Origin of the sequence: Acinetobacter sp. A3, from assembly GCF_012371415.1 — a bacterium.
Lineage (GTDB): Bacteria > Pseudomonadota > Gammaproteobacteria > Pseudomonadales > Moraxellaceae > Acinetobacter.
Map to the genome: position 1 here is coordinate 25176 of NZ_JAAZQW010000005.1, position 18966 is coordinate 44141.

At 40.2% G+C, this 18966-nt stretch carries 15 protein-coding genes; 9 read left to right on the plus strand and 6 right to left on the minus strand.

Annotated elements, in window-relative coordinates; genetic code table 11:
* Positions 1-136: 136 nt before the first annotated feature.
* The gene (locus HHA42_RS03150) at positions 137-2932 is read left to right on the plus strand and encodes a M16 family metallopeptidase (protein ID WP_168461337.1); all 2796 of its coding nucleotides are present in this window, start codon (positions 137-139) and stop codon (positions 2930-2932) included.
* A 105-nt stretch (positions 2933-3037) separates the two neighbouring features.
* Here the strand turns inward: HHA42_RS03150 and HHA42_RS03155 are convergent, their stop codons facing one another.
* Together HHA42_RS03155 and HHA42_RS03160 are read right to left on the minus strand one after the other, a co-directional pair.
* Positions 3038-4102 carry an amidohydrolase family protein gene (locus HHA42_RS03155; protein ID WP_168461339.1) on the minus strand — a complete coding sequence of 355 codons (1065 nt, stop codon included), beginning with the start codon at positions 4100-4102 and terminating at the stop codon, positions 3038-3040.
* 135 nt (positions 4103-4237) lie between these two features.
* Complete coding sequence (locus tag HHA42_RS03160) at positions 4238-4639, minus strand: DUF3144 domain-containing protein (protein WP_168525425.1); 402 nt, start codon at positions 4637-4639, stop codon at positions 4238-4240.
* Positions 4640-4747: 108 nt separating this feature from the next.
* On the opposite strand from HHA42_RS03160, the gene HHA42_RS03165 reads away from it, so the two are divergent.
* Positions 4748-5380, plus strand: a complete 633-nt coding sequence (locus HHA42_RS03165) for a hypothetical protein (RefSeq protein WP_168417969.1) — start codon at positions 4748-4750, stop codon at positions 5378-5380.
* A 128-nt stretch (positions 5381-5508) separates the two neighbouring features.
* Here the strand turns inward: HHA42_RS03165 and HHA42_RS03170 are convergent, their stop codons facing one another.
* Entirely contained in the window at positions 5509-6975 is a 1467-nt protein-coding gene (locus tag HHA42_RS03170) for a CHAD domain-containing protein (protein WP_168461341.1), read from the minus strand.
* A 171-nt stretch (positions 6976-7146) separates the two neighbouring features.
* Positions 7147-8613, minus strand: a complete 1467-nt coding sequence (locus HHA42_RS03175) for a CYTH domain-containing protein (RefSeq protein WP_168417967.1) — start codon at positions 8611-8613, stop codon at positions 7147-7149.
* 241 nt (positions 8614-8854) lie between these two features.
* Between HHA42_RS03175 and HHA42_RS03180 the strand changes: the two genes are divergently transcribed.
* The 7 genes from HHA42_RS03180 (at position 8855) to rapA (ending at position 17530) form a co-directional block, all read left to right on the plus strand.
* A complete protein-coding gene (locus HHA42_RS03180; protein ID WP_168417993.1) occupies positions 8855-9238 on the plus strand; it encodes a DUF962 domain-containing protein in 384 nt (127 codons plus the stop codon).
* Positions 9239-9927: 689 nt separating this feature from the next.
* Complete coding sequence (gene thiE, locus HHA42_RS03185) at positions 9928-10548, plus strand: thiamine phosphate synthase (RefSeq protein ID WP_168417966.1); 621 nt, start codon at positions 9928-9930, stop codon at positions 10546-10548.
* Positions 10549-10581: 33 nt separating this feature from the next.
* Complete coding sequence (gene hemL, locus HHA42_RS03190; RefSeq protein WP_168417965.1) at positions 10582-11883, plus strand: glutamate-1-semialdehyde 2,1-aminomutase; 1302 nt, start codon at positions 10582-10584, stop codon at positions 11881-11883.
* A 78-nt stretch (positions 11884-11961) separates the two neighbouring features.
* On the plus strand, positions 11962-12378 hold the full coding sequence (locus HHA42_RS03195) for a heme-binding protein (protein ID WP_168417964.1): 417 nt from the start codon (positions 11962-11964) through the stop codon (positions 12376-12378).
* A 644-nt stretch (positions 12379-13022) separates the two neighbouring features.
* Positions 13023-13739: an acyl carrier protein gene (locus tag HHA42_RS03200; protein WP_168461343.1), complete on the plus strand. Its 717-nt coding sequence runs from the start codon at positions 13023-13025 to the stop codon at positions 13737-13739.
* Positions 13740-13901: 162 nt separating this feature from the next.
* Entirely contained in the window at positions 13902-14546 is a 645-nt protein-coding gene (locus HHA42_RS03205) for an RluA family pseudouridine synthase (RefSeq protein ID WP_168461344.1), read from the plus strand.
* Between the two features lie 146 nt (positions 14547-14692).
* Positions 14693-17530 (plus strand): RNA polymerase-associated protein RapA, encoded by a 2838-nt coding sequence (gene rapA, locus HHA42_RS03210; RefSeq protein WP_168461346.1) that lies wholly within the window; start codon positions 14693-14695, stop codon positions 17528-17530.
* Between the two features lie 109 nt (positions 17531-17639).
* Here the strand turns inward: rapA and HHA42_RS03215 are convergent, their stop codons facing one another.
* Together HHA42_RS03215 and fabR are read right to left on the minus strand one after the other, a co-directional pair.
* Positions 17640-18077: a hypothetical protein gene (locus tag HHA42_RS03215; RefSeq protein ID WP_168461348.1), complete on the minus strand. Its 438-nt coding sequence runs from the start codon at positions 18075-18077 to the stop codon at positions 17640-17642.
* 197 nt (positions 18078-18274) lie between these two features.
* Positions 18275-18955 carry an HTH-type transcriptional repressor FabR gene (gene fabR / locus HHA42_RS03220; protein WP_168461349.1) on the minus strand — a complete coding sequence of 227 codons (681 nt, stop codon included), beginning with the start codon at positions 18953-18955 and terminating at the stop codon, positions 18275-18277.
* Between the last annotated feature and the right edge of the window lie 11 nt (positions 18956-18966).

Here is an 18966-nt window from a genome sequence, read left to right on the forward strand (position 1 = left end):
TTGTTTGATTTAAATCCTGAATTTTGCAAATTTTTACTGTTTAAAGAAGTACATCTTGTTAAGCTGTTTTGGCAAAAATGCGTGATGACTGTGCGCTGTAGCAGTCAAAAATAAAATGAAATTTATCGGAAAAATAATGTTGCTACGTTTGAAAACCTTGAGCTTGTCTTTATGTGTGTTAGCATTTAATGGTGTGGTTTTTGCCCAGCCTGTTTTAGTTAAATCAAAACAAGATATACAAGAATATCAACTAGATAATGGTTTACGTGTCATTCTTGCACCTAATCAAAAAGAAAACAAAGTCTTTATGAATATGGTGTATTTGACAGGATCACTCAATGACCCACAAGGCAAAGGTGGTTTAGCACATTTATTAGAGCACTTGGCGTTTAAAGGTACAAAAAATGTGCCCGAAGAGGAGTTTCAGCGCCGTCTAGATCAACACAGCTTAATGCACAATGCCAGCACGGATTATTACTCGACCAAATATACCAATATCATTCGTCCTGAAACACGTGCAGTTAATGAAATGATTTTTCTAGAAGCTGAACGTATGGACAAACTGGTGCTGCAAGAAAAATACGTACCTGCTGAAATTGCGATCGTGAAACGCGAACGTGAAGTACGTATGGATCAGCCATTTTCAGTTTTGTTGGATCAGGTGTGGAAATCGGCCTATGGGAATCAGTATTTTGGACGCTTACCGATTGGTGATTTAAATGAACTGCAATCCATTAAAATGCAGGAATTGAACCAGTTTTATCGGACTTGGTATGCACCGAATAATGCTGTTTTGGTTATGACAGGTAAGTTTGATCAGACTGCTGTGTTAAAGCAAATTGATCAGCATTTTAGTCCAATTGCAGCACGTCAAATTCCAAAGCAGGTGCAAGTTCCGTTATTGGACAGCAAAAAAATTCAGCCACGCAATTTTGTCGTACAAAAGGGCAGTCAACTGGCAAAATTTAATTTGTATTTAAATGGCAAGGACGAAAAGTTAAAAACCGCTTTGGTGTTGTCGCCTTATTTGCATACCTTACAGCCGAGCGGACATTTATATCAAAATCTTGTGGAAACAGGTACAAGCACCATGGTGCAATCTAGCACATGGCTAGATCAAGATTTTAATTTAGTGCTGATGGGGGCATTGTATGCGCCAAATCACGACGCTAAACAAGTACAAGCTAGTTTGAATAAGAGCATCGAGCAGGCCAAGAATTTTGATGCAGCAGAATTACAACGGGTTAAAAACCTGATTCAAAATCAAGCTGATAGTGTTATGAATGATGCAGTAGCTTTGGGCGGTCGCTTGAGTGATTATGCGGTGGCTTATCAGGGGGACTGGACGCAGTATTGGCGTGATTTACAAGATATTCAGCAGTTAAATGTAGATGAGTTGAATCGACATTTAAAACAGTTTTTTACCGCAGAACATCGGGTCATTGGCGAAATTCAACCCACACCTGAAGATCAAAAACAGGCACTTACAGCGAAAAATAATTCAAGCGTTGCTAAAACTTTAGATCAGCAAGATGCACCTGTTATCCCTTTAAAAGATGTGCAAAGTTATCAGCACGAAGTTGCAGAGTATGTGCAAAAATCCAAACAGTCTTTGATTAAAAATGAAAAAAAGATTCTGCGTGGAAGTTTAAAAAATGGGGCCAAGTATGCATTATTTCCAACAGCGACCCGTGATGATAAAACCTATGCCGCTATTTCAGTCAATTTAGGTACGGCTCAGACTTTATTTAAGCAAGGTGAAATTCTAGATTTAACCGCATATTTATTGCTACGGGCTTCACAGGAACATAGTTTGCAAGACATTGCAGATCAATCCATTGCCGCAGGCGGTTCAGCTTTTGCCCAAGCCGATGCCAATAGTATGCATATCCAAATTGTGGCAAAAAAAGAAAAATTTGATGAATTTTTTAACTTTGTTTTAGATGTGATGCAAGCCCCAAGCTTTGAACAAAGTCAGTTCGATTTAATACGCTCACAAAGTCTATCGAGTTTAGAACGACCTTATACCGAGCCTGAAACTGTAGCGGCGTTGACCATGGCACGTTTAATCGAAATTTACCCAAAGGGCGATTTACGCTATCACTTTGAACCAGAGTTTGCCAAACAGCAATTACAAGCTGCGACACAGGTACAAGTACAGCAGTTGTATCGTCAGTTTTTTGCTATGGATCATGCCCATATTGCGATTACAGGGGAGTTCGACCCGAAATCGATGCAGAAGCTATTGAGCAAGCGTTTAGGGCAGTGGCGAAGTCATCAGCCATATCAACGCCTAGATTCGGCATACACGGCATATCCTGCACAAAAGTTGCATGTATTGGCAGAACAACGTGAATTTGGTAGTTATCAGAGTCTACTGACTTTACCTTTGGGCGTGAATCATCCAGACACACCTGCCATGATGGTGCTGAGTTATATTTTAGGTGAATCACAATTGTCTTCTCGTTTGGCACAAGAGTTACGTGAAAAAAATGCTTTGGTCTATGGTTTTAACAGTGGCTTGAGTCTAAGTGAGTTTGAGCAATCGGGTGCGCTAAGTATTTCGGCACAGTATAGTGCAGGCAAGTCGGCTCAAGTATCGCAAGCTGTTCATAAGGTGTTGATGGACTTGCGCCGTGATGGTGTTACGCTGCAAGAAGTTGAAGCAGCAAAAGCAGATATTCTAAAAAAACGTGTTACGGCTTTGGAGGATGAACGCAGTATCCACCGTATGTTGGTGCCGCAATTAGAACAAGGGCGTGATCTATTGTTCCGTGAACGCCGTGATCAGGCTTTGGCCAAACTCAGTAAAGCTGATGTGGATGCTGTGATTCAAAAATATTTAAATTTGGAACATTTACTGGAAGTGGCGGCAGATCAATACGGTCAAGTGCAAGCAGATATGGTCACACCCAAAGCTGCACAGAAATAAGATTCAATCTAGTATTTAACAGGCACATAAAAAGCGCATCAACTTCGATGCGCTTTTTTTTTCTTGAAGTTTGATTGGAGCGTTTTGAAAAGCTGTTTCACGGCTTTATAAGCGGTAAAACTGTTTAGCGTTATGATGAAACACTTGTTGCAAAGCATTTGGATGATATGCAGCAACAATATCGCTAGTTGCATCAATTAAATTGACCAAAGAGGTACTGACTCGATCCATAGGGAAGTTTGAGGCAAACATTAACCTATACATACCAAAGCTTTGCAAAGCATGCTGAATGAGTGGTGCGGTCAAATCTATAATTTCCTGTTTCGATGCTTCACGTTTTTGTGGGTGAAATTGGTGCCCCAAAACAGGCATGAATAAGCCTGATATTTTGCTGTAAACATTTGGACAATGTGCTAATTCTGCAATATCTTCCTGCCAGCGGAACAGGATATTTTCCCGTGCAGTTTTTGTCACACCTGTGTGATGGCCCACCTGTCCAAACAGTCCAGCAGGTGTGCCCAAATGGTCAAGTACAATGGATGTTTCAGGAAACTGTTTGGCCAGTGCCAAGACATCACTCAGTTGGGTCGAATATGTCCATGCATCAAAACTTAAATTGTATTGTGCCAAGACTTCAAAGCCTTTTAGAAACTTTTTATTTCGATACAAATTAGGTTCATCTGCCCATGCAAAAATCCCACGATCTTCATGCACTGCAGCCATTTTGCGAATACCACAAAAATGCGGTGAAGCTTTATGATGCAGTTTTAGAATTTTCTTAAAATTTGGGTCACGCGGGTCTGCGGCAGCCACAATTGCACCCAAGGCGAAACCATTATTTTTAAAATCTAGGCGTTCTATAAACTCCGTTTCACCAACCACACCTTTGCTTTTATGATCGTGCCAGTTGGCTTCAATATGCACGACTTTTTCGGCAGGATAAAAGCCTAAATCACGTGCATAGTGTTCAGGTAAATAGGCTGAAGTAACGTGTTCTGTGCGTCCCAATGTTTCAATCAGCGCTTTGGGTTTAATCAAGCGGATGGTTTTATCGAGTAAATTGGGATGTTTCCCCAAAAGTTTTACCGCCAATCTTGCGCTGTGTGGCGTGTTATACGGGTCCCATTGGTGAATATGCGCATCAATGAGTGCAAATCCTAGATTCTGCATAATCATCCTTTTTTATAACGCTGTTATTTCACTATTCAAAGCCATCACGTTGCAAAAGGGAAGGGTATTGATCGAAAAACTACAAATTGGAAAACTAGCGCATTAAAAAAGCCCCATAGGGCTTTTATGCAGAACTTAATGTTCGTGATCGTGTGAATGATCATGTTTATTGGTATGAAACTCTTCGTTATGACGGAAGCGCAAATAGTTTTCAAACTGTTCGCAGTATTCGTCGTAGTTATCTTCTAGCATCATTTGAAATTGCTGCAAAATATACGACATCACCTGATCTTTGGCATCGCGCATTTCATTGCCATCTTTAAAGTTATTGGCAGCGACCCAAGTATTAAAACGCGCTGTAGCGAACAACATGGCAGCACTGACCTGACCACGAATTTCAGCGGGTTTTACTGTAGAGCCTTTTTCAAAGTGACAAAAGCCATTCGCCTGTTTAATAAATTCATCGGCACGTTCAAAAAAAGTGGCATTTAATGCTTCTTCTTCGGTTACATCGGTTGCTTCAATCTTTTGAACCATGAACTTTTCCTAAGCTAAGAATTTAGATGCCTCATTATAGGCAAAGCCTTGCAGAAACAAAACCTTTGCCTTAATCTAAAAATAGCCTAAGTAAGATTGGAGCGGGTCATGCAAGATGCAATTGCAGTACAAAGTTTAAAAAGTGATATTGCCTTATTACGTCAAAATATTTGGCCACCTGCACAGCTTGCACATGTAGAAGGGCTGCCTATTTACTATGGAACTGCTGCCGAAGTTGCACATTATTATGGGCAGTGGACGGGGTTAATTGAGCGTGCTCAGGATTTATTCCAGCCTTTTATGCAAGATGAAGTAATCGATGCCATTCATTTGCCTAGCCATTTAAATTTACCGTTGTTTTATTTTCATGTAGATCGAATTCGGGTGAATAAAACCCGTGCTAAAGAGTCTAAAACTTTTCGGGGGATTGCCAGTCTAATTGAAAAATGTGGGCAATTTGAACCATCTGAAATTCAGGCCATGCAGCGCTGGTTAGATAGTGATGATACAGCAGCACTGGTAGCACATCGTGAGTTTATTGATTTGCGCACTTACGTGTTTCAACATGGGCAAAGTGACTATACTCGTACCCGTTTTTATGTGAATGGTATTGTTTTAAGTGTAGAGCCGCATTTTGAACTGGTTGATGCTCGTGACAAGCCACGTAAACAGCGCAGTGACAGCTATCAAGACCCTTTAGCCGATAATCAGACTTGGAAAGTATTTGGTAAGTATCGTTAGAAGGTATGGGGGTATTGATTAAATCTTGTGGTAATAAATGTGATTCAAAAATGATCACAAAACCATTTAGCTCAACACAATCCTAATGACTGTGTTGAGCTATTTATTTATCAAAACTGAACAATCAGCTATGACCAAAATGGTTCGCTTTGCGCAAATTGTTGTAAATCTTGCTCGGCCTGCACGGAAATGTGACGTTCTTCTGATGCAATCCAACCCAATACAAACCACGTTTTGGGTTCAGTTTGAGCGTGGCTTTCGTATAAACCTTGTGCCACCATCAAATCATTAAAATGTCCTAAAGTTTCCTGTAACGGTTTTAGGGTTTTTAAATATGTTTTGACTTCGTTTTCTGCAAATAGACTGCTGACAAATTCAACTGTATAACGCAAGCGTTTGACTCGTTTACGGGTACGGTGCTTGGTTTCTACATCAAATTGTTGGAAATGACCTGCATCTTCACAAATCTGTTGATGCATTTTTTGCAGTCGTTTACGCAAAATTTTCTTGATTGGTTTTTGCTCAGGGTCTTCAGCAGCCGAAGCATGGCTAAAGCTGATCAATTGTAAAAGTAAGAGTGTGGTTGTGGGTGAGCGGAAAATCGCATCAATCGCAATATTTTCATTGGCCGCAGGTGGTAATTCTGTAATTGGCGAACCAGCACTTTCAAGTTGTGGAATCAGGCTTTCACGCAAGGCATCTTGATCGCGGGTGGAGCCTAATTGCTGAAACAGGGTGGCCAATTGGCTTTCCCAGTTTTGATTGGCCAGCGCATCGTATTCAGCAAAGATTTTAAAGGCACTGCGTAAACGGCGGATAGCGACACGCGCTTGGTGTACATGCCCACTGGCATAATCTTGACTGGCAATGGCGGTTGCATTCGGTAGTAAATGTGCCAAACAATTTTGGGTAATTTGTGCCAACAGTGCGTGCATATTTTCTGGATGTTCCAGTTGTAAAGCACTTTGCTGTTGCACAGGAATCATACTTTCATTGTTATGCAGCATATTGCCACGTTGTGATTTACTGCGTGTATCGAGCCACAAATGGTACTTCTTAATCCAAGGCTGAATATAGGCAATTAAATCTGCAATCTCACCTTGTTTGAGTTCAAACTCAACTTCGTAAATTTCTACCGATTGTTTGCCTTGGCGGATTTCACCTAAGTCAAAAGCAACTTCAATTTGACTGTTTTTATAATGTGCCAATTGGCTGTAGCGCAAAACATCGGTTTCAAATTGCAGGGTTAAATTCGCATTTGAACCATCCAATGCTTTTTTCAAAATCTTTCTGGCTTGTTTATGGTTTTCATAACATGCCAAGTCGCATTGTTCAGGTGCTTCGTATCCTAATTCATGCTCTAGCTCAAAGCGTTCATAATGTTGTGGACTGGGTGCTTTTAGAGTCTGACGCCAAATATCACCCTCTAAACGCTGACGCAGTGCAATGCGCTGCTTGGCCAAGTGCTGTTCAGGGCTATCATAATATTTAGCCCATAAGCGTTGTTGCTGAACCAGTTTGTTCTTTTTAAATGCTTTTTCAAATGCGGCACGATAAGTAGACGGAATTTGAAACTTTAATTCTATTTCAGACATCGGGAACACCCTCGATGAAACAAGCCAAGTTCTTTTTACTATAGTGCAAATCTATAAATGAACAAGAGAGAAAATGTGAATAAAAGATTGAAAAGGAAAATAAATCTAAAGTTGGTGTTTTGCCCAAGCAGCAGGGGGAGTGCCCATGCTGCTATGTATGATTTTTTGTGATTACTTTAAAAATTTACGGCTCACCATAAATTGTTCTGTCGCTTCTAACAGACGTTGTGCATAGACTTCTTGTTTAGCCGTGAGCCAACCTAAAACAAACCAGTCGCTGGCTTCAAGTTCCGTTTGCTGAATATATTGTGCAGAAGATGCCAAAATTTGATATTCCTGTGCAGCCAGTTGCGCATCATTCAGGGCTTTACTATATTTTTGCAAATTTTTCACATCATAAATATGTGTTAAAACTGGGAAGCTAAATTTAAGTTCCTGAATACGCAAAGCCAGCTGATCTAAACTTTCAAAGTCATGAATATTGCTTTGCTGTAGTTGTTCATGCAGCTGTTTATATTGTTGTTGCAGGGTATTCTGTGCTGCAGTTTTTAAGTCAATACCTGTGCTGTCGTTTGGTGCCAAACTAAACATGAGCAATTCTAAATAGTGATGCACATTTTGCGTTGAGCGGACTAAGTTGACCAGTTTTTCCTGTGCATACAGTGTGTCTTTTTTCAGGTTTTCTGCTGTGGTTGGATTCTGTAAAAAAGCACCCAGTGTGGCCTGCATGTGTTCTAAGTGCTGCAAATGGTCAAAATGCTGTTTAAAAGCTGCAATTTGCATGGCCCATTTATCACCCAAATGTTTAGACCAGTCTTTAAATAACGACAGGGTGAATTGTAAATGCTGCAAGGCAAGCTGTGCCTGATCAATATGACTTTGCTCCGCCACTTGTGCAGAAATAGCGGCAATATTAGGCAACAAATGCTGTAATTGTTGTGCAATCAAGAGGCGTAAATTTTGGTCTGCATTGTCCTTTTTGCTAAAGTGGAATTCTTTAGCTAATGTTGCAGGGCTGACTTTTTGTTGTACCGAAAGTAAATGTCCAATTTCTGCTTTATTCCGTACATCTAACCACAAATGGAATTTTTTTACCCATTCAAAGCTGAAGGCTAACAGGTGCTGAATCGAACCTTGTTTAAGCTCAAATTCAACTTCGTGTACCTCAACTTCTGAATCTGCACAACGAATCTTGCCAACGTCTAAACTGATTTCAATATCAGTATCTTCTAACGTCATCACCCGTGAGGTACGTTGAATATCCGTTTCAAATTGAAGCTGTAATTGATCGAATTTTGTGCCCAAAGCATGCTGTAAAATTGCCTGTGCTTCTGGAGTATTTTGATAAATGTGCAGATCAAGCTGTGGAGGAGTGTCTTGTATCTCTGTTGTTTCGAGCGGGTGGTTATGTTCAAAACTGTGAAAATGACTTTGTCCTGCAGCTTTCAACGTTTGAATCCATTGTTGGCCTTCTAAACGCTGTCTAAGGGCTACTCCGTGTTGTGCTAAATCATGAGTTGGTGTATCAAAATACAAAGCTTTTAATGCAATTTGAGTGGATTTTTTAGGGTCTAAAGTTTTGAGTAAAGCAGTGCGGCGTGCGACTGGAATTTGAAATTTTAATTCAACTTCGACCATGAATGACGTCCTGAAAATAAAGCAAGCTACCATGAAGCAGCAAACATATTGGTATTATAAATTTGTGATAAAGCGCAAAATTTGAGTTTTGCAAAAGTGCCGTTGATTGTAACTAAAATCAGCAAAGATGTAAGACTTGACCTGATGCTTTTTCATGGGTTGGTTTTTATTTGAGCATCGTTTAGAGTGTGGTAATAAGCATAAGAATTCGCCCAAGCCAATTAACATCAGGAAGATGAACATGAACGCTGCATTAAAATCAGAATTTGAACCGACGCCAGAACCTGAGTTTGAATTGCCTATTCAAGACTACTCAACTTTTTATCGTTTTTATTTGACTGAACATCGCAATATCATGAGTCGTCGTTTGCACGTGGCGGGTAGCAGTATTGGGTTGTATTGTGTGAGCAAAGCGATACGGCATAAAAAAGCCAAATATGTGTTGTATGGCTTGGTTGCGGGCTATGCCTGTGCATGGGTTGGGCATTTTGTATTTGAAAAAAACAAACCTGCCAGTTTTAAACAACCTGTATATAGTTTCATTTCAGATTGGCGCATGTTTGCCGACGTATTACGCGGTCATTTAAGTTTACAAAACCGTGCTAAAGATAAAATTCCAAGTTGAATAAAAAGTATTTTTATACCATTTAGACAAAAAACTACCGATGTGTGATTATTTTCATAAAAAATGTACAAATTAAATTAATTTTTTCTTGAAATACTAGAGTGAATATTCTAATAATGTGTCTATCAAATTTAATATGACAATTTGATGACATTTGTGACTTTCCAAGCCTAGAGCGACCTTCTCTAGGCTTTTTTTATGGCTGTGCAATTTCGACTTAATATGAATAAAGATCAACTATCTAATACCTTTAAGCATAGCTTTTATAGGATGTAAGTTGGAGATAGCCTTAAAAAAAATTGCATTGAATACATTGTTTATTAAAAAATTTAGACACCCGATGATTTGTCGCACCCCCACATGCGCTCTGGCACAAACCCTCGGGTGTCTAATGGCTTACCTAAATATATTGTTATTATGTTAGGTAAACATTATGGATTGCTCAGTCTACATCACCAAGTATCCATATCTTATTGAACTTTTTACAGTTCTTGCTTTGTTTTGCGCAATTCAATTAAAACTAAATTTGCTAGATGCGGCTATCACTAGAATTGGGTATTTTTAAAATTTTTATCTCTATAAATGAAGCGCATAGCATTTGAGTAAATTTAGCTTTTATCCGCAGGCTTCTGCCGTAGTGCATCCGAATATGTCATAATGCGCGCATTGTATTTTGTGTGGTTGGGATGATGCGCGGTTTATATTTGATTACCAATGATGATCCGATTGAACTTCTGTTGGCAAAGCTGGAAGGAGCAATGGCAACCGCAGAAGTGGCAGTATTGCAATATCGCCGTAAAAATGTGCCGAAAGAACAGCAGGCTTACGAAATTGAATATATGAAATCGATGTGTGATCAATACAAAGTTCCTTTTGTGATTAATGATGATCTTGAAACAGCGGTTAAATATGGCGTTGGCGTGCATTTGGGCCAAGACGATGGTTCAATTGTTGAAGCGGTCGCGCGTTTACCTAAAAATGTTCTGATTGGTCGCAGTTGTAATAACTCATTGAAACTGGCGGAACAAGCCATCGCCGATGGTGCTAACTACGTGGCATTCGGCGCAGTCTATCCAACACCAACCAAACCAGAAGCGAGTCAGGTCAGCCTAGATACCATTCAGCATGCTAAGCAAAATTTGAATGTGCCTATTTGTGTCATTGGTGGTTTAACGGTCGAAAATAGTCAACCTGTGATTGATGCAGGTGTAGATTTGTGTGCAGTAGTGAGTGATGTATTGGATCGTCCGATGCACACCGTTGCACAGCGAGTTTATGATTGGTCTGCTCTTTTTAATGCAGAAGCCTAATTTTTAATTTTATCTTTTAAGTTGAGTGCCTCCATGAGCTTATCTCCAAAGCAAGAACAATTGTTTAAACAAGCCAATAAACATATTCCAGGTGGGGTCAATTCACCTGTACGTGCATTTAATGGGGTAGGTGGAACCCCTGTGTTTATTGAAAAAGCCAAAGGTGCTTATTTGTATGATGTCGATGGCAAACGCTATGTTGACTATGTTGGTTCTTGGGGACCAATGATTTTAGGGCATGCACATCCTGCAATTATTCAGGCAGTGCAAGCTGCGGCAGAAGATGGTTTGAGCTTTGGTGCGCCAACTGTGCATGAAACAACCTTGGCCGATATTATTTGTGAAATCATGCCTTCAATTGAATTGGTGCGTATGACCAACTCAGGTACAGAAGCGACCATGACTGCAATTCGCTTGGCGCGTGGTTATACAGGCCGTGACAAAATTGTGAAATTTGAGGGCTGTTATCATGGTCATTCAGATTCTTTGTTAGTAAAAGCAGGTTCAGGACTTTTGACCAGTGGTGAGGGCGAGGCGACTTCTGCGGGTGTGCCTGCCGATTTTGCTAAACACACCTTAACCCTTCCATACAACGACATTGCAACCTTAAAAGAATGTTTTGCAAAATTCGGTGCTGAAATTGCAGGTGTAATTGTTGAACCTGTTGCGGGCAATATGAACTTAGTGAAACCAATCGATGGTTTCCTGCAAGCCATTCGTGATGTGTGTGATGAACATGGTTCAGTCTTTATTATTGATGAAGTAATGACTGGTTTCCGTGTTGGTTTAGGTGGTGCTCAGGCACATTATGGTGTTAAACCTGACTTGACCACATTGGGTAAAATTATTGGTGCAGGCCTACCAGTGGGCGCTTTCGGAGGTAAGCGTGAAGTGATGGAATGTATCGCACCATTAGGCAAAGTGTATCAAGCCGGTACTTTGTCGGGTAACCCATTGGCCATGCGTGCAGGCATTGAAATGTTCAAACATTTACGTGCCGAAGGTTTTTATGAAAAGCTAACAGCACAACTGGAAAAATTGCTTACAGGCTTGCAAGCTGCAGCAGATGAAGTCGGTATTCCATTCAAGACGCAACAAGTTGGTGCGATGTTTGGTTTGTACTTTACCGATCAAGAAGACATCACTAGTTTTGATTCTATGCTGAAATGTGATGTAGATGCTTTCCGTAAGTTTTTCCACGGTATGTTGCAACGTGGTGTGAACTTGGCACCATCTGCATTTGAAGCAGGCTTTATTTCATCTGCACACAGTGATGAAGATATTGCTTTCACCATTCAAGCAGCGAAAGAAACATTTGCGGAAATGAAAGCTTAAACATTTTATTTTTGCAAAACATTAGGCCCGAATTCGTTCGGGCTTTTTTATACGACTTTGATTAAGAGAAATAGCGAGATGCAAACCAAACATTATTTGACTTTAAGCGATGCGGAATTTTTATTAGACCAAGCCCATCAATACTCAATTCAGAATAACTTTAATGTCAGTATTGCAGTGGTCGATGAAACAGGTTCTGCTTTGGCGATGAAACGTATGGATGGTGCATCGCCAATGACAGCAAGTTTGAGTTTGGAAAAAGCCAAGTGTTCTGCGCTCAGCCGTTGCCCAACTAAATTGTTGGAAGATTTGATTAAAAATGGACAATTAGGTTTTCTCAGCCTAGACAGTTTTTCAGGCATGCTCGAAGGTGCTGAGCCGATTATCTATCAAGAGCAATTGGTGGGTGCAATAGGTGTGTCTGGCGTCAAGTCATTTGAAGATGCGGAAATTGCTCAGGTGGCGATTGAGAAGTTTTTGGCGCAGCAAAGCTAATTCAAAATAGAAATTGATTAGCTCAATTCAATAAACTCAACTAAAGTTGTTCCAACATGAAGCGTGGAACCTGACAAATCATTAAAAAAGCCCACTCAGGTATGAATGGGCTTTTTGGAATGCTGTAAGAGTGTGATTTATATGGAATAAAAAATTGAATTGCGTATAAGCTGTACTATGTTAATTTTAGGGAAATTAAATAATTGATGAACAATGAAATTGAAAGTCTAGAGCCTTAATAATTTAAAAGCTGATAACATTATTTGAAGAGTTTGATTTGAAATTTGGGAAAAATCATATAAGAATATGCTCTTATGTCTTCAAGAAGATCCCGATTATGCAAAGTATCAATTGCGTATTAGTTTTGGTGGAATGGGATCAATTAATGATCTCATCTTACATAGTGATGGAATTCCTATTATTAAAGAAAATAACTATTTAAATGAATTAAGAAACAAATTGTATGCTTATTTAACATAATGTCTGTATGGGACATTTCTATTTGGTTTTAAGGTAGGACATTTCTACTTGGGAATAACATATGATAATGAAGGTTTGGAAAATAACATCAAAAAGATAACTCAATTGTAAACTACAATAAACATCGAATGATTGAAGTATTACTTTGTTTTTAAGAGCCGCTCATGTTTTACCCCATGCCTAAAAAAATCCAATTGGCAGCATCACAAGCCAAATGGTCACTGCATGCATCTACTTCAGTTTTAGTGTTAGTCGGTTTACACCATATCAGAAGTTTGTCTGGGGCTTTAGAAAGCCAACTCATGCAGCATCTGATTCAAATTAGCAACAAAGCCAAAGCACTTGATATTCCAATTGTCGATTTATATGGCGATGATCTGATTCAAGGGATGCAGCAACTTGGAGAATATGCAGCGAGTCATCCACAGCTTATTTTTGCAGGGCAGATCACACCCGCTTTGAAACAGGTTTTGCCTTATTTGCAAAGTGTCACAGAAACAATTTGTGTGGTGGATGACGCCATTTTATTGTCCAATTTAGAGCAGCATATTCAATGGATTGATACTATTTCCAAGCAAGGCTTACATCATGTAAATAGCTATACGCTGAATCGTTTATGGAGTTTAACTGCACCATCCGACTATGTTCTTTCCCCTAAAGGAATTTTGCTCGCTCTTGCAGAACAGCTCAATATGGAAGCCTTAGAAATTGATCCACATGTTGCTTTAAAAGATTATGGGCTCGATTCTGTGGCAATAGTCAGCTTAGTTGGATTGTGGCGAGCCAATGGCGCCAATATCCGTTATGAAGATTATCAACCGAGCTTAAATTTGTTGCAATTGCTGCAGATTTTAAAGTCACCCATATCATCTACGTCATAAAAACACATTTCTAAAAGTGGTCTGATTTAAAATCCAGCAGATTGTCGGATTCAGGAATGTAAATCGGAAAATTCATCTGGAATTCGCAAATTTTGCATTGTAATTCTGTGTCAGGCTTTTTATCATTGCCGCCTTATTTTCACGATCGGCCTGGAATTGAAATTGAGTAATTTTCTAAGCGAACACCTGATTCATCGTGATGATGAGTTTATGGTGATACATAAACCCGCAGGTCTACTCACAGTTCCAGGTAAAACAGTCGATTTGCAAGATTGTCTGATTAGTCGTTTAGTTAAAATTGAACCACGTACTTTGCTGATACATCGCTTAGATCGTGATACTTCTGGCATTTTGGTTTTTGCTTTAAGCAAATGGGCGCAAAAGCGAATTTCACGTCAGTTTCAAGAGCGCCAAACCGACAAAACCTATCAAGCATTGGTAGCAGGGCAACTGCAAGGTGAAGGCACTGTAGATGTGCCTGTGGTGTATGATCCTGCACATCCTCCATTACATATTGCCGATGCAACCCATAACAAACCAGCTTTAACGCATTGGCGTGCGTTGGAACAGTTTGAATTGCAGGGGCAAACCGTGACCCGTGTAGAGCTAACTCCGATTACAGGGCGTTCACATCAACTGCGGGTGCACATGCAATATTTAGGTCATCCGATTATTGGCGATACCTTATATGCTACGCCAGAACAACAACAACTCATGCCGCGTTTGTGTTTACATGCTGCCGAATTGAGTTTTTTGCATCCGCAAACTGAACAACGTGTGCAGTTTGTTTGCCCAGTCCCATTTTAAGCTAAAAAGATTATGTAAAGCCTGTGCTTTAGGCTCTCTTTTTAGTGCGCTTTATGTCAAAATATATTGCTATACGCACTGAATTTTTGCTCAAATACTCATCAAGTTTTGCGCAAAAATTTATACGTCCTAACTTCTAAATAAAGGTGGAAAAATTGCAGCAGTTTGCTATTGGTCAACGTTGGTTATCAGACACAGAAACAGAATTAGGACTAGGTGTTCTGATTGATGTAGATGAGCGATCGGTCAGCATTTTATTCCCTAAAAGTGATGAAACCCGTGTCTATGCACGCAACAATGCACCTTTATCGCGTATTATTTTTAATGTAAATGATGAAGTTCAAGACCAAGAAGGCAATCTGTGGACGGTTGAATCTGTAGAAGACCGCCATGGGGTGCTGCGCTATAACGTCGGACGCCGTTTAGCCGATGGCACAGAAGAACATAAATCACTGAATGAAACCCGTATAGGGGCCAGTATTCAACTGTCTAAACCTTTAGACCGCTTGCTTGCCAGCCAAATTGATTATAAAGAATGGTACGACCTGCGTATTGAAGCGATGTTGATGCAAGCCAATATGCAAAGCAGTCCATTACGAGGCTTGGTCGGTTCACGTGTCGGTTTAATTCCGCATCAGCTTTATATTGCACATGAAGTGGGTAAGCGTTTTGCACCACGCGTACTGTTAGCAGATGAAGTTGGTTTGGGTAAAACCATTGAAGCAGGTTTGATTATCCATCAGCAACTCAAAACAGGGCGTGCAGAACGTATCCTGATTTTGGTGCCAGATTCTCTGCAATATCAGTGGATGATTGAAATGCGTCGCCGTTTCAATCTGCAATTCTCTTTGTTTGATCTAACCCGCACAGCATCTATTAAAGAACATGACCCTGACCTGAATCCATTTTTAACTGAACAATGTATTATTGCTTCAGTCGACTTAATGATTGACCACGATGATTTACGTGAGCAAGCCCTAGAAGCCGGTTTTGATTTGCTGGTGGTGGATGAGGCGCATCACTTAATGTGGAGCGAAGAAGAAGGCGGCAATGACCGCTATGATCTGGTCGAAGAGTTAGCAGAACAAACGGCAGGGGTGTTATTACTCACAGCAACGCCTGAACAATTGGGTGTAGAAAGCCATTTTGCACGTTTACGCTTGCTTGACCCACAACGTTTTAGTTCACTAGATCGTTTCTTGGATGAAGAAGCACAATATCAACATACGGCAAAAATTGCTGAAGTGTTAATGTCAGATACTGCATTGGAAGAAAACCATTTTGCAGCATTGGAAGGTTTGTTGGGACATCGCATTGAAGATAATACCGAGCAGCGTTTCCGTGCTATCCACGAATTATTAGATCGTCACGGTACAGGGCGTATTTTGTTCCGTAACACGCGTGAAGCAATTCAAGGTTTCCCAGGTCGTGATTGTCAGCCTGCGCCATTGGCTGCACCAGAAAACTGGTCTAAAGATGGTAAATTACGTGAACAAATGTGGCCAGAAGAAGCACAGCTCGATGGTAGCTGGATGGAAACTGACCCACGTGTGATGTGGTTAATGGAGCGTTTGCGCAGCGATTTAAAACACAAAAAAGTGCTTTTAATTGCGCGTAGCGGCCCTGTAGTAGAGGCGCTTGAAAATGCGCTGCGCCTACATGCAGGTATTCGTACAGCAATGTTCCATGAAGGTATGAGCTTACTTGAGCGTGACCAAGCGGCAGCGTATTTCGCAGAAGACTCTTACGGCGCACAAATTTTATTGTGTTCTGAAATTGGTTCTGAAGGACGTAACTTCCAGTTTGCCTCAGACCTGATTTTGTTTGACCTGCCAGCCAACCCAGATGTATTGGAGCAACGTATCGGTCGTTTAGACCGTATTGGTCAGGAAAACCGTATTCAGATTCATGTGCCATATTTAATTGGTACAGCACAAGAACGTATGTTCCGTTGGTACAACGAAGCACTTAATATTTTCAGCAACATTTCCCCAACTGCACAAACCTTACAAGAAAACTTTATTGTCGATTTAAAAGACTGCTTACTTGCAGATTTGGGACAACAGTTTGAAGATTTATTGGAAGCAGTAAGCGTACAGCGAGAAGCGTTGGAAGCAGAATTACAAGCAGGCCGAGATCGTTTGTTGGAGTACAACTCATGCCGTCCTGTGGTAGCACAAGAAATTGTGCAGGCACTTGAAGAGTATGATGACAATACCACTTTGCCAATATTTATGAAGCGCTTTATGGCCTCGACCAATATTGACTTCGATGAGCAAAGTAACGGTACAGTGATTATTAAACCTACGGATCAAATGCAAGTTCAAGGTTTGACTTTAGACGAAGAGGGCATGACTGCGACTTTTTATCGTGATCAGGCACAAATTCGTGAAGATGCGCAATATCTAACACTAGAGCATCCATTCACAGAAAGTGTGATGGAAATGATCAATACTCAAGGGTTCGGTAGTACTAACGTTGCAGTATTAAAATCTGCTGCCTTGCCACAAGGTTCGATATTACTGGAAGTTTGGTTTAAAGTGGATGTAATTGCACCGAAAGCGCTGAACTTGCCATCGAGTCTGCCGCAGCAACTTGTTCGTGTTTTATTGAGTGAAAAAGGTCAGGACTTATCGCAAAAAATTGCACCTGAAATTTTAAAACCTTATTTACATCATTTAGATGGCAACAGTTGCCGCCAAGTGGTGAAAGCACGCCGCGATGTAATCGAAGCACGTTATACACAAGCCTTGGAATTGGCCAAAGCTGCGTTGCCTGAATTTAAGCAACAAGCCAAAGATGTATATAGCAAAAAATGGCAATACGAAATTGACCGTTTAAGCTATTTAAAGCAATTTAACCCAAGTATTCGTGAAGATGAAATTACACGCTTACAGAAATTGCAAAAAGAAGGTTTGAGTTTGTTGGATGGTTTGTCGGTTACGCCTGAAGCCATTCAGGTGATGGTGGTGGTTAAGCCATAATCAGTGACAGTAAATCTGTATCTACTGTATCCATAATAAAGCGCCTTCGGGTGCTTTATTTTTTGACTTTAGTTGTGTCATGCAGGTTTTGCTATTTAGGGTTTGTCATTTAATCTGTGTCTGTTGCATCACCTAGTAGAAAGTAGGTATTGAGTAAATATTCGACTTCTGCCTCAAAGTTAGCATCGGGTTTGATCATATAAAATAAATGACTCAATTGTTTAAATTGAGGATGATCCTGAGATAGCATCACGATTACATTATAAAAACGCTGTTGCCCACGTTGTAAAAAGGCTTGTTGTAACTTTTCAAAAGAAACATTTTCTAGCGTTGGTTGTTTGAGGGCAATGGCACCGCAGTGAGGTTGAATTTCAGGTAAATTTTCTAAAATATAATTTGCCTCTATACCTTCAGCGACAATCACTTCAGGTTTATGCTTTTGACAGAGTGCTAAGATGTGTCGCTGAATAGAGGCAGCATTTTGTGATACATCGAGGCTGAATTGTTGTTGCGGTTGTGCATCGTTCGTGTCATCAAGAAAGAGCATATTTTTCCTTTATTTTGTTGTTATTACACTATTATCATAGAAAGTTTGGGATTTATTGTCGAATTTCTGCGTCATAAAGTGACGTTGTGGTTTTCTGCTTAGTAAATTATGCTGTATATCAAAACAGATTCATTCCAAATAAAAAATAAGCTTTGTATTCACAAAGCCGCTTTGATAGAGAGGAGCAAAGTTTAGATTTATCGAATTTTAGCTTCATCCAAATGACGTGCGCCTTCTAAAATCATACGAATCATAATCATGGTTTGTTCGGCGGTTTCTTTACGTTCAGCCGTGGGCATATCAATCACTTTGGCGCCCATATTAAACACCAGTTGAGTAATCGCTTTGGCTGCAATATCAGGATGCGCCAGCTTACTGTTATTTAAGCGTTCTAGACGAATTAAATCATCCTGCAATTCTTGTTGGAAGTAGTTCAATTGACGCTCTACTGCCAGTTTATATGGAATTGAACCTGTATACCCTTCACGTAATAACAGACTTAAATTGCCTTCATCGGTATCTAATTGTTCAATAAATACTTCAACCGAGCTGCGAATAATACTGTTTTGTTTAGATGCTTTTAAGCGTGCTTGATGCAAAATTTGACGTAAGACCACACCTGCACGATCAATCAACTCAATTGCAAGTTCATCTATATCTTTAAAATGACGATAAAAACTGTTTGGTGCAATGCCTGCTGCACGTGCAACTTCACGTAAACTTAACGAGGCGATACTTTTCTGTGGGCCAATTAAATTTAATGCTGCCTGAAATAGCTCTTGTTTGGTAATGGTGGCTTTTCGCCCAACCGTACGCACGACAAGAGGCTCACGAACCGTTTCAGATTCTGGGAAAGTCACATCATGGTTTGTTTTCATGGCAGGTTGAG

Bases quoted from the DNA above. Each gene is read 5' to 3' on its own strand.
- HHA42_RS03150 (WP_168461337.1), top strand. From the start codon at position 137: ATGTTGCTACGTTTGAAAACCTTGAGCTTGTCTTTATGTGTGTTAGCA.
- HHA42_RS03155 (WP_168461339.1), bottom strand. From the start codon at position 4,102: ATGCAGAATCTAGGATTTGCACTCATTGATGCGCATATTCACCAATGG.
- HHA42_RS03160 (WP_168525425.1), bottom strand. From the start codon at position 4,639: ATGGTTCAAAAGATTGAAGCAACCGATGTAACCGAAGAAGAAGCATTA.
- HHA42_RS03165 (WP_168417969.1), top strand. From the start codon at position 4,748: ATGCAAGATGCAATTGCAGTACAAAGTTTAAAAAGTGATATTGCCTTA.
- HHA42_RS03170 (WP_168461341.1), bottom strand. From the start codon at position 6,975: ATGTCTGAAATAGAATTAAAGTTTCAAATTCCGTCTACTTATCGTGCC.
- HHA42_RS03175 (WP_168417967.1), bottom strand. From the start codon at position 8,613: ATGGTCGAAGTTGAATTAAAATTTCAAATTCCAGTCGCACGCCGCACT.
- HHA42_RS03180 (WP_168417993.1), top strand. From the start codon at position 8,855: ATGAACGCTGCATTAAAATCAGAATTTGAACCGACGCCAGAACCTGAG.
- thiE (WP_168417966.1), top strand. From the start codon at position 9,928: ATGCGCGGTTTATATTTGATTACCAATGATGATCCGATTGAACTTCTG.
- hemL (WP_168417965.1), top strand. From the start codon at position 10,582: ATGAGCTTATCTCCAAAGCAAGAACAATTGTTTAAACAAGCCAATAAA.
- HHA42_RS03195 (WP_168417964.1), top strand. From the start codon at position 11,962: ATGCAAACCAAACATTATTTGACTTTAAGCGATGCGGAATTTTTATTA.
- HHA42_RS03200 (WP_168461343.1), top strand. From the start codon at position 13,023: ATGTTTTACCCCATGCCTAAAAAAATCCAATTGGCAGCATCACAAGCC.
- HHA42_RS03215 (WP_168461348.1), bottom strand. From the start codon at position 18,077: ATGCTCTTTCTTGATGACACGAACGATGCACAACCGCAACAACAATTC.
- fabR (WP_168461349.1), bottom strand. From the start codon at position 18,955: ATGAAAACAAACCATGATGTGACTTTCCCAGAATCTGAAACGGTTCGT.